This window comes from Veillonella sp. S13053-19 (assembly GCF_002959835.1).
Lineage (GTDB): Bacteria > Bacillota > Negativicutes > Veillonellales > Veillonellaceae > Veillonella > Veillonella rogosae.
Map to the genome: position 1 here is coordinate 23732 of NZ_PPDA01000005.1, position 10715 is coordinate 34446.

Annotated in this window: 8 protein-coding genes; 5 read left to right on the forward strand and 3 right to left on the reverse strand. The window is 37.8% G+C overall.

The window, feature by feature from the left end:
• Positions 1–66: 66 nt before the first annotated feature.
• The 4 genes from VEHSUH06_RS01825 to VEHSUH06_RS01840 all read left to right on the forward strand — a co-directional run bounded on the left by VEHSUH06_RS01825 (position 67) and on the right by VEHSUH06_RS01840 (position 5406).
• Entirely contained in the window at positions 67–1476 is a 1410-nt protein-coding gene (locus VEHSUH06_RS01825) for an MATE family efflux transporter (RefSeq protein ID WP_105097546.1), read from the forward strand.
• 789 nt (positions 1477–2265) lie between these two features.
• On the forward strand, positions 2266–3303 hold the full coding sequence (locus VEHSUH06_RS01830) for an OmpA family protein (protein ID WP_105097547.1): 1038 nt from the start codon (positions 2266–2268) through the stop codon (positions 3301–3303).
• Between the two features lie 191 nt (positions 3304–3494).
• Entirely contained in the window at positions 3495–4616 is a 1122-nt protein-coding gene (locus tag VEHSUH06_RS01835) for an AI-2E family transporter (RefSeq protein ID WP_105097548.1), read from the forward strand.
• 133 nt (positions 4617–4749) lie between these two features.
• Complete coding sequence (locus tag VEHSUH06_RS01840) at positions 4750–5406, forward strand: PepSY domain-containing protein (RefSeq protein ID WP_105097549.1); 657 nt, start codon at positions 4750–4752, stop codon at positions 5404–5406.
• Between the two features lie 70 nt (positions 5407–5476).
• On the opposite strand, the gene VEHSUH06_RS01845 is transcribed toward VEHSUH06_RS01840, so the two are convergent.
• Both VEHSUH06_RS01845 and sstT read right to left on the reverse strand, forming a co-directional pair.
• On the reverse strand, positions 5477–6994 hold the full coding sequence (locus VEHSUH06_RS01845) for an NAD(P)/FAD-dependent oxidoreductase (protein WP_105097550.1): 1518 nt from the start codon (positions 6992–6994) through the stop codon (positions 5477–5479).
• Positions 6995–7120: 126 nt separating this feature from the next.
• On the reverse strand, positions 7121–8341 hold the full coding sequence (gene sstT, locus VEHSUH06_RS01850) for a serine/threonine transporter SstT (protein WP_105097551.1): 1221 nt from the start codon (positions 8339–8341) through the stop codon (positions 7121–7123).
• A 332-nt stretch (positions 8342–8673) separates the two neighbouring features.
• On the opposite strand from sstT, the gene VEHSUH06_RS01855 reads away from it, so the two are divergent.
• Positions 8674–9420, forward strand: a complete 747-nt coding sequence (locus VEHSUH06_RS01855; RefSeq protein WP_105097552.1) for a ubiquinone/menaquinone biosynthesis methyltransferase — start codon at positions 8674–8676, stop codon at positions 9418–9420.
• Here VEHSUH06_RS01855 and VEHSUH06_RS01860 read toward each other — a convergent pair.
• A complete protein-coding gene (locus tag VEHSUH06_RS01860; RefSeq protein WP_105097553.1) occupies positions 9401–10132 on the reverse strand; it encodes an SIMPL domain-containing protein in 732 nt (243 codons plus the stop codon). The two genes, VEHSUH06_RS01855 and VEHSUH06_RS01860, sit on opposite strands and share 20 nt — an antisense overlap.
• Positions 10133–10715: the final 583 nt, after the last annotated feature.

Sequence of the window (10715 nt, forward strand, 5' to 3'; positions counted from 1 at the left end):
ATTTAAGATATTAGGGGTTGAGAATTTTGCCCCACCTTGTATGATCTTACATGAATAGGAGTTACTATGTTAGCACGCATACAACGATGGCTTTCAGTTGATACCATGTTGCCCGCTGCAGAGCGGTTAGGTCCGGTAGGGACGACAAAGCAACTGTATGGTAATTATTTGAAAATTGCTTGGCCGGCTACATTACAAGGCTTGATGTTACAATTTATGACAGCCATCGATTTGGCAATGGTTGGGGCACTCGGTGCGTCTGCGCTTGCGTCGGTAGGTATTATGGGACAGCCTGAAATGGTGATGCTCATTTTCTGTCGCGCTTTATCTATTGCTATTACCGCTATCATAGCTCGCCGTCATGGTGAAGGTGATGTAGATGGTATGAATGCAGTTCTTAAGCAGTCTATATTATTGAATTTCTTAATATACGTGCCTTTATTAGTGATATGTTTCTTTAATTTAGAGCATATTTTACGCTTTACTGGCGCAGAAGATGGTTATATAGAAACCGCTGTCTGGTATGGTCGTTTCATTGTTATCAGCCTTATTTTTCAGTCCTTTAGCCAAATTGTAGGGGCTGCACTAATCGGATACGGTAATACAAAAGTCATTTTTAAATCGAATGTAGTAGGGAACATTTTAAATACCATTATGAACTTTTTCTTGATTTATGGTATTGGGTTCTTTCCTGAGCTCGGTGTTATGGGGGCAGGGGTGTCCACTATGATCAGTAGTGCTCTTATTGCTTTGTTGCTATTGCGTACTATCTCACAGCATACGACTACAGGATTAACATTGCGACATCCATCCAAATGGACCTTTGAAAGACCTGTACTTCATACTATGTTTCACGTTGGGGGCAGCTCTCTAGGGGAGCAGTTCTTTGAACGTTTTGGTATGTATACATACACCATGATTGTTGCTTCCTTAGGTGCAGTACCATTGGCAGCACACTATGTATGTATGAACTTAATGGATATATTCTATTACTTTGCCATGGGACTTGGCTTTGCGGGAGCATCTCATACGGGGCAAAACCTTGGGCATAAACGTCCAGATATTGCACGTGTCTATGGTAATATCGGTGCTCGAATTGGACTGATTGTGGGCCTTGTAAGCGCCTTGATATTTATTGGTCCTGGAGACTTTTTGGTACAACTTTATACTCGTGAAAGTGAAGTAGTACTTCTTTCTGGTTCTTTGATGGGAATCATGGCAATAGCGGCTTTCCCACAAGCTTTACAGCAAGTATATTCTGGTGTATTAAAAGGAGCAGGGGATACGTATTACATTATGAAATATTCCCTTGTAAGCGTAGCCATCATTCGCCCCATAATTACTTATCTATTATGTATTACATTAGGATTAGGTTTGTTAGGGGCGTGGCTATCCTTATGCTTTGATCAGTCCTTACGCTTATGCTGTTCCTATTTGCGATTTATTAAAGGTGCATGGCAGAATAAGATTGTCTAATACTCTGTAAATATAGTTAGTAATCAATCTTGACTATCATTTAGCATATAAATTTTCATATAAAATCTAAAATTAAAAATGTTCGATATATAGAGAGAAGATGCAGATAAAATCTATACAATTATGTTTGTTATTACTTTCTATATTGAAAATATCAAAATAGTTTATGAGAGGTTTATGAAAATTATCTTGTATATTCAAATTATTTGATGTACAATACAAAATGTGGAAAAAATGACACATTGGGGAATGTGTCGTCTGACCAGAAACTTCTGATTTCACGTATATATGTAAGGGATATATATAAGAAACGATAAAAGCCTCCTTAGTGCATACTGAGGGGGCTTTTACTCGTTTTGTTATAGTTAAATTTATTAGATTAAGTAATAATAGGTTTTATGAAATTATATCAAAGAAAATCGTTGATAGAATTGAAAAGTGTTTATACTACTGCTATGGTAGAAGCTATCTACTTTCACAGACATCATAGTTATAAGTTTCTTAAGTAGATTATCAGTAACATATTGATAATCTATAAAAAAACAATAAATAAAATTAATAATATTTTAATTAATGTATATCTATAAAATCATATGAGTGTTATAAAAAAGAGGAGATAAAAGGGATTTAAAATTTTATAATTATAAGATTTTTATATAGATAAATTTCGAAAAATTCATGATAGGTTCATAAAAGATATTGAAATTTATCGAAAAGTTGTGTAAAATGAAAGTATATTATTACCAAGGCCCTGTGTATTGTTATGGGCTATTTTTGGAGGGAATTATAATGAACAAAAAATTATTAGCTTTATTGGCAGTTGCTGCTGTAGGCGTATCCGTTGCTGGTGCAACTCCACAAACTCAATTCAACAAAGGCGAATTCCAAGTTGATCTTGGCGCAGCTCATTCTAAAGCAAAAACTGAAGCTTGGAATGCTGACGCAAAATGGAACTTCGATGGTGCTGTAACATATGGCTTGACTGATAAAACAGCATTGCAATACCAATATCATGGTTTGAATGATAAATTAGGTGGTATTGGCTACAGCGACAAAATGCACGAAGTGAACGTAGTTCAATCCTTGAACAAGAACTTCGCAGTATATGGTGGTTATGCACACATTTCTGGCGATGATTTCGCTAAAGCAAACAACATTGCACAAGTAGGTGTAATTGGTAAAGCTAACCTTGGCTCTAAAGTAGAAGTTTATGGTAAAGCTGGTGTAGGTACTAAGAAAACTTCCACTTGGGAAGCAGGCTTAGGCTACAAAGTTAACGAAGACTGGGATATCAATGCTGGTTACCGTTATATCAACACTAAACGTGATGATGTTTCCAACATCTCCTTCCAAGGTCCTGTAGTTGGCTTGTCTTACCGTTTCGGTGGCCAAAAATCTGTTGCTCCTGTAGCAACTCCAGCTCCAGCTCCTGTATACACTCCAGCTCCAGCTCCTGTAGTAGAAGCTCCTGTATACAAAACTCCTAAATTGGATTACTATGTACAATCCATCTACTTCGATTCCGACCAAGATGTTGCTCGTGCCGACCAATATCCAAACTTAACAGCTGCTGTAAACGCTGCTCACCAATACTCTCAAGACCAAGTTAAATTGTTAGGTAATGCTGATACTGATGCAAACCCTCAATACAATATTGGTTTGTCCGAACGCCGCGTACAATACGTAGCTCAATACTTAGTAAATAATGGCGTATCTGCTGATCGCTTCATCGGTATCGCTAATGGCGACACTAAACCAGTGGCAACTAACTCCACTGCAGCTGGTAAAGCTGAAAACCGTCGTGTAGACGTTTACATTCACCGCTAATCTCTAAACTAATTTAGATTAGACATACAATAAAGTCCACCTTCTATCATGCTCTCGTGTTCATCGGGGGACCGAGCATGTGATAAGGTGGACTTTTATGTTATACTAAACTTGCAAACAATCGTAGGTCATACAATGTTCATTAAGCTTTGATAATGTATGCGGTGTGAGTATAGTAAAGTAGGTTATATATGAAAAAATTTAAATATTACAAACCGCTCATAGGTGCTATCATACTAGCTGGTGTTATGATCATGATGGCCCTTAGAATAAGTGATATTGCTAGTGCCATTGATGCTATTATTACAGCATTTGTTCCACTTATTGTAGGTGCCTGTATTGCTTTTGTGCTAGATATTTTAGTAGTGCGCTATGAGCGATGGCTATGGCCTAAGAGTGAATCTGGATGGAGGTATAAGATACGACGACCTCTCAGTCTTGTATTATCTTTTGTGACAATTAGCGTAATCGTGTATTTTATTGCCCGTATGGCGCTTCCTCAATTGGTTCATTCTATGTCGATTATTGTGGCGTCTTCGCCTCAACTGTATACAGAGTTCCAAACTTGGATGCACCATCTTACAGAGACGATTCCAATGGCATCTAACCAGACACTTATGGACACGTTGAGTGGTGAAAGTATCGTTAAGTATACTCGTGAATGGGGGACTAAAGGCGGTACATACATCGTTAATGCAATGGGCACAGTTTTATCTTGGACGTTAAATATCGGTCTTGGATTGATCTTTGCTATTTATATGCTCCTTGATAAAGAACGCCTTATGATGCAAGGCAAACGTATTGTAAAAGCCTATGCATCTGATGAATGGGTGAATCGTGTTAGTTATGTAACCCGTGTGGCAGTTCAAACATTTAGTAATTTCTTTGTAGGACAGTTTATTGACGCCTTGATTTTAGGTGTTATGGTAGGTATTACATTATGGTTGTTCAATATTGAATACGCTACAACCATTGCCTGCGTAATTGGCCTTACTGGTTTGATTCCATTGCTTGGCATCTATGTCGGTGGTGTTATCGGTGCAGTTATGTTGCTCACTGTTAACCCTATGGATGCGTTAATTTACGTGATTATTTTAGAAGTGATTCATCAAATTGAAAGCAACTTCATTTATCCTAAAATCGTCGGTAACTCCGTTGGTTTGCCGGGATTATGGGTATTTGCTGCGGTTATCGTAGGTGGTAGCTTGATGGGGGTCACTGGCATGTTGATTGGTGTTCCTTTAGTAGCTACATGCTATAAATTACTTATGTCTGATGTAGATGAACGACTTGCATCAAATGAAGGTTTATAGTATATTGTCTAAATAATATGATTGTTAATGTATGTTTTGTGTGCTGTTGATTATGGCACGGACTTATAGTAATTCTAGTATGTGAATTACTTTTACATTGTTAAAAGTATCGCATATAGTAGGAGGATATGTAATGAATAAAAAGTTAATTTCTATGGCATTAACTGGTGTATTGGCAGTAGGTGTATTGTCTGTTGCTACACCAAGTGTGGCAGATGCACGTAAAACAAAGCCAGAAACAAGTACTGATATTTCTGTACAACGTGCACCAGGCGAGTCCATGGTTATGACTATGAGCAAAATTGGTACTATTTTCCAAAATCGCTTCCCGAATGCTGCGCTTCACTCCGTAGAGCTTAACTCTAACGATTTAAACTATGGCTACAAAGTTGTTGGCTATAGTAAATATCATCAATACAAGATGAAAATCGACGTAATCACTGGTAATACTTCCAATATGGAAGAAGGTGGCAAACCTAAAAAAATTATCGGTGAAATCTTCAATAAAGATCGAGTAATTGAATCTGCTCAAGCAGAACGCGTTGCTAAACAACAACTCGGTGCTGATGCTGTTATGAAGGGCTGGAAAATTGAAGCTCATGACGGCAAAATCTTGTACTATGTAACAATGCATCAAGATGGTAAAAAAGTAGTTGTTACAGTAGATGCTGAAACAGGTGCTTACCTAGAGCAATCTAAATCTTATAAATTACCACCTGAACCAGATCAAGGTTTCGATGGCCGCAAAACAAATCTTATCTTTGGTAGTGGCATCGACATGGGTCGTTAATCTATTGATTGATAATCAAATAAAAGAGCCAAAGGCATATGCCTTTGGCTCTTTTTTTGTTTAATAGTTATTACCAACGGTTTTCGTAGTATACTTGTGTCCACATAATAACCTCGATTAAGGACGGATGTGGGCTCATAGTTTCACCTACAGTGATAACGGATTTAGGATCCATTTCGCGAGTAATACCTTTTTCACGTAAGCGTTTAGTACGTTCAGAAGCGATTTCTTCATTAATTGCTGTTAATGGAGTTACACCACTGTTCATAAGGTTTACATATGGTTGGAAGAGGATAGACGCTTGAGGACCTGTTACGTGCATACCAAGGATATGATTAGTATCTTTGTCTACCACGATTTTGACAAAGCCGTCATTTACATCGCCAGGATTGATACCCATTGCATAGCCTTTAGCTGTGGAGGAGTAGTAGTTTTTGCCTACACCTACATTATAACCAGCTTTAATAGCTTCTGCTTCAGTAAGACCTACGCTACCAATTTCAGGGTAAGAGAATGTAACCTTTGGCAATGTATCATAGCGTGCCCAACGGAAATCTTCTTCGTTTTTAGCAAAGTATAGGTTGTGAGCGATAATATCAGCTTCATAGTTCGCACGATGACGGAATGCAGGTTCGCCGTTTACGTCGCCTAACGCATAGATACCATCAACGGATGTTTCTAAGAATTCATTAGTTTTGATCCAGCCTTTTGGCCATGTTTCGATACCAGTATTTTCAAGATGGAGCTCTTCTACAGCAGGACGAATGCCGGCTGCTACGAGGATTTCTTCTACCTTAGTTTCTGTAATTTCACCAGTGCTACGATCTTTAGTGACTACAACTTTAAGACCATCTTCTTGACGGATTTCAACAGTGTCTTGGTTTAAGATTACGTTAATACCACGAGCTCGGTAGTTTTGAAGAAGATGTTCGGACATCTCTTCGTCTTCTTTAGGTACAAGGCGCACATTATGTTGAATGATGGTAACTTCAGTACCAGCTGCATCAAATACATGACCAAATTCTACGCCGATAGGGCCTGCACCGAGTACTGCAAGCGATTTATACGGTTGTTTCGGGAACTTATCGCCAAATAAACTTTCACTAGAAAGGAAGCCTGCCTCTTGAAGCCCAGGTACATTTGGTACGTTGCTATAACCACCAGTACCTAGAATAATAGTGGGAGCTGTGATTTCTACGATACCAGAGCCATCGTTAAGGTGGATATTCATTACTTTATCGGACACAAAACTTGCAGCACCACGATATACATCTACATTGTCATAAGCGTTATAGTAATCATAGATGCCTGCAGACTTATCAATCATATGCCATGTACGTTTAGCTACAGTGTCCCAATTCATTGTTGCATCGCCAACATTAATGCCTATTTTTTTGAACTCTTCTACTTCTTGAATGGCATTAGCTGCTGTAACCATAACCTTCGTAGGAATACAACCGCGAGTTAGGCATGTGCCACCAAATTTACCTTTTTCTATGATGGCCACTTTAAGGCCTTTTTTTTGCGCAGCGTCAGCTACGATGGTTGCGCCGCCTGTACCAACTACAATAATATCGTATTGTTTCATGTTGATTCCTTTCAATATATATCTACTAATAGTTATTATCATTAACTCTATTATAACATTACATTGAATAAAATCAATATGGTTGTATGTAAAAAAGACGGTCCCGAAGGACCGCCTTAGAACGTTTTAGTTCCAATCTTCGTGGTAGCCACGTTTTGCATAGTCTGCAGTAGCTGTGAAGAGAATGTCTGTGCTAGAGTTAAGCGCAGTTTCCGTTGAGTCTTGTAACACACCGATGATAAAGCCAACGCCTACAACTTGCATTGCTACGTCGTTGGAAATACCGAATAGGGAACAAGCCAATGGAATGAGTAGTAAAGAACCACCTGCTACACCAGAAGCACCACAGGCACCAATAGTGGCGATGATAGATAACAGGATTGCTGTAGGAATATCTACAATAATACCTAATGTATGAGCTGCGGCTAATGTCATGATTGTAATTGTAATCGCCGCACCGCCCATATTGATAGTTGCACCTAGTGGAATGGATACGGAATACATATCAGGGTTCAGTTTCAAACGTTTAGCTAAGTCAAGGTTTACAGGAATGTTAGCAGCAGAGCTACGTGTGAAGAATGCGTAGATTGCAGATTCGCGTAAACATTTAAATACCAATGGGTATGGATTGCGACGAAGATAAACGAAGGACAGAATTGGATTGATTACTAGTGCTACGAAAATCATAGAGCCAAGTAATAAAACGAGTAATTGGAAGTAACCAATCAAAGCTTCGATACCGTTAGTAGCAATAGATTCCGCTACAAGGCCCATAATACCAAGAGGAGCAAAGCGGATAATCCAGCCTACCACTGTAGTAATTGCTTGAGCAAGGGATTCCATAACCTCTTTTGTATTCATTGGTGCATGACGTAAAGCACCACCTAGGATAAGAGCCCAAGCTAGAATACCGATATAGTTAGCGGACATCAACGCTTTTACAGGGTTATCAACTACATTTTTAAGTAATGTGGTCATAACCTCAGCAATACCTTGCGGAGGAGCTGCATCAGCGGCACCTGCTGCTAGATGTAATGTAGTAGGGAAGAAGAAACTCACGATTACAGCTAATACTGCGGAGAGGAATGTACCTAATAGATATAAGGTGATTACAGAACCCATACCTGTTTTTTGGCCAGAGCGATGTTTACTGATCGCAGCGATTACCAAGAAAAATACAAGGATAGGTGCGATGCCTTTAAGAGCACCAACAAAAAGAACACCTAATAAAGCAAGTTCATTTGCCACATCTGGCACGTAAAGTGCAGTCAAAATACCAATGATCAAACCTATGATAATCTGTTGGATTAGACTGACTTTGTTGATTGATTTAACAAATCGATTCATAGTACACTCCAATACTTAATAAAAACAAAAAAACTCCATGAATATATCCTTTCATCATGGACATATGTCATTATACAACGAACATGTAATAGTAGCAATAGAGAATATTATAGATGTTTATACGTATTTATGTTAAATATATAGTAAGTGATAAACATGTTTATTTACCGTATAGGACGTGTTGTTTTTTATAGAATTTATCAGTACTTGTATCATATATGTAAATAGTACATGCTTGCTATTTATAGTATATATAATAGGATTCTTTTTTAGAGTTCCTATAATATGGTATACTATGCCATATACAGTTCTTGATTAGTGAAAGGACCATAATGAATACTAAAGAATTTAAAACGTATGCCGATAAAGAGCAATTTGTACAAGGTGTTTTTTCTAATATTGCAAAAAACTATGATTTAATGAATACAGTCTTAAGCTTTGGACAAGATTATTTTTGGCGCAAATTCTCTGTAAAAGCAATGAATATTGGTCCTCACCAACGTGTGCTTGATGTAGCATGTGGTACCTGTGTGTTTACAAAGGAAGCATTACGTCAAGAACCTACACTAAGAGTAGAGGCGTTAGATTTTAATAGCGAAATGCTTGACCAAGGTCGTGTTCGCATTGAAAATGCAGGATTAATGGATCAAGTGAATCTAGTACAAGGTGATGCAATGGCTTTACCTTATGCAGATAATACTTTTGATGCGGCTATGAGTGGCTTTGCAATGCGTAATGTACCGGATATTAAACAAGTATTATCCGAAATGCAACGTGTTGTAAAACCAGGTGGGAAAGTAGTTGTATTAGAACTGGCGAAACCAAGTATGTTTGGTTTTAAACAGTTATACAATTTCTACTTCTCTTATATATTACCTATTATAGGTAAACTCAGTAAGGATAACTCATCTTATGCATGGCTTCCAGAATCTTTGCGTCGTTATCCTCACCAAAGTGAAATTTTAGAAATCTGGAAATCTCTTGGATATGAAAATGCCACCTATCATGAATTGACAGGCGGCATTGTAGCGGTCCACGAAGGTGTTGTACCAGAGAATTCTATTGTAAATAATAAGTGATGTTAGCGTCTTGAGAAACTACTAAAGAACCTTTTTCTACAGGCGTAGCAGTTTCGAGTGCTGCTTTAAGCATTACTCCGCTACGGTAGTAACCGGAGTCCATAGAACTTGTTTCTGTTGTACTAATAGAAACCGTTTTTACTGGGCCTAAGGTGCGACCGAGAGCCGCAGCGATAACTTCCGCTTTATGGCGACCGTTTTGAATCGCTTCTGTAGTTAAAGAATCAGATAATTGTTGAGACACATCATTTTGGAATGAAAGGTTGTTGATGTCGTTAGCCCCAGCGCTAACAGCGGCATCGACAACCTTTCCTACGTTATCGAGGTTATTAATCTTAACTGTTACGTGATTGGACACATTGTAACCTGTGTTAATACGTTTGCCTTCTTGATAATCGCTTGTTGGATTAATAGAAATATTCGATGTGAAAATATCTTTTTTATCAACACCTAGATTTGCTAATCTACTGATTAAGTCACTCATGATACGATCGTTATTAGATTTAGCAGCATTAATATTTGTGTTTTGACTTGTAATACCTAAGGTTAAAATTGCATAGCTTGGTGCTACAGAGCGAGATGCTTGGCCTGTAATTTGAATTTCAGAGGTATCGAAGGTACCTTGGGGTGCAGCAAAAGCTGCTGTAGCCATAGTTGCACATATAGATGCTAGAGCTACTGTTTTTGATAATAAACGTTTAGATAATTTCATACTTAATCTCCTTACACTAATGTAATATTCATATTAATTGATACTAATAAAATAGAACTATTTATGTTACAAGTTCTGTATTACAGCTATATTGTACATGATTGATTGTATAAAATCAATTGTTGGCTATTAGAGGTTTTATGAAAGTATAGTGAAAGTTGTGTGAAGTTGAGAATTGGGGGTTGCACTTATAATTTCGTTGTACTATAATATGCATACAGTCGTTCGAGCGACTGTTTCTTAATGAGTGTAGTAATACACTTAGAGGTTCAAAAAGAACTTCAAAAAAGATTATAAAATGTGTTGACACGAACGAGGTCACATGTTATTATAATCAAGTCGTCAGTTAAGATAACACTTCGAATGAAGTGGAGCTAACTGATAACAGATCTTTGAAAACTGAACAATGATAGGTAATCAATCAATATGATTGAACATATGCCAGAGTGCGGGTTTTGACAAAGTCAAAACCAACCATAATTCAAAGTTACTTAAATGTAACGACAACAAAACAAATGAGCTATTCAAATAGCTTCAAGATATCTTGGAGAGTTTGATCCTGGCTCAGGACGAACGCTGGCGG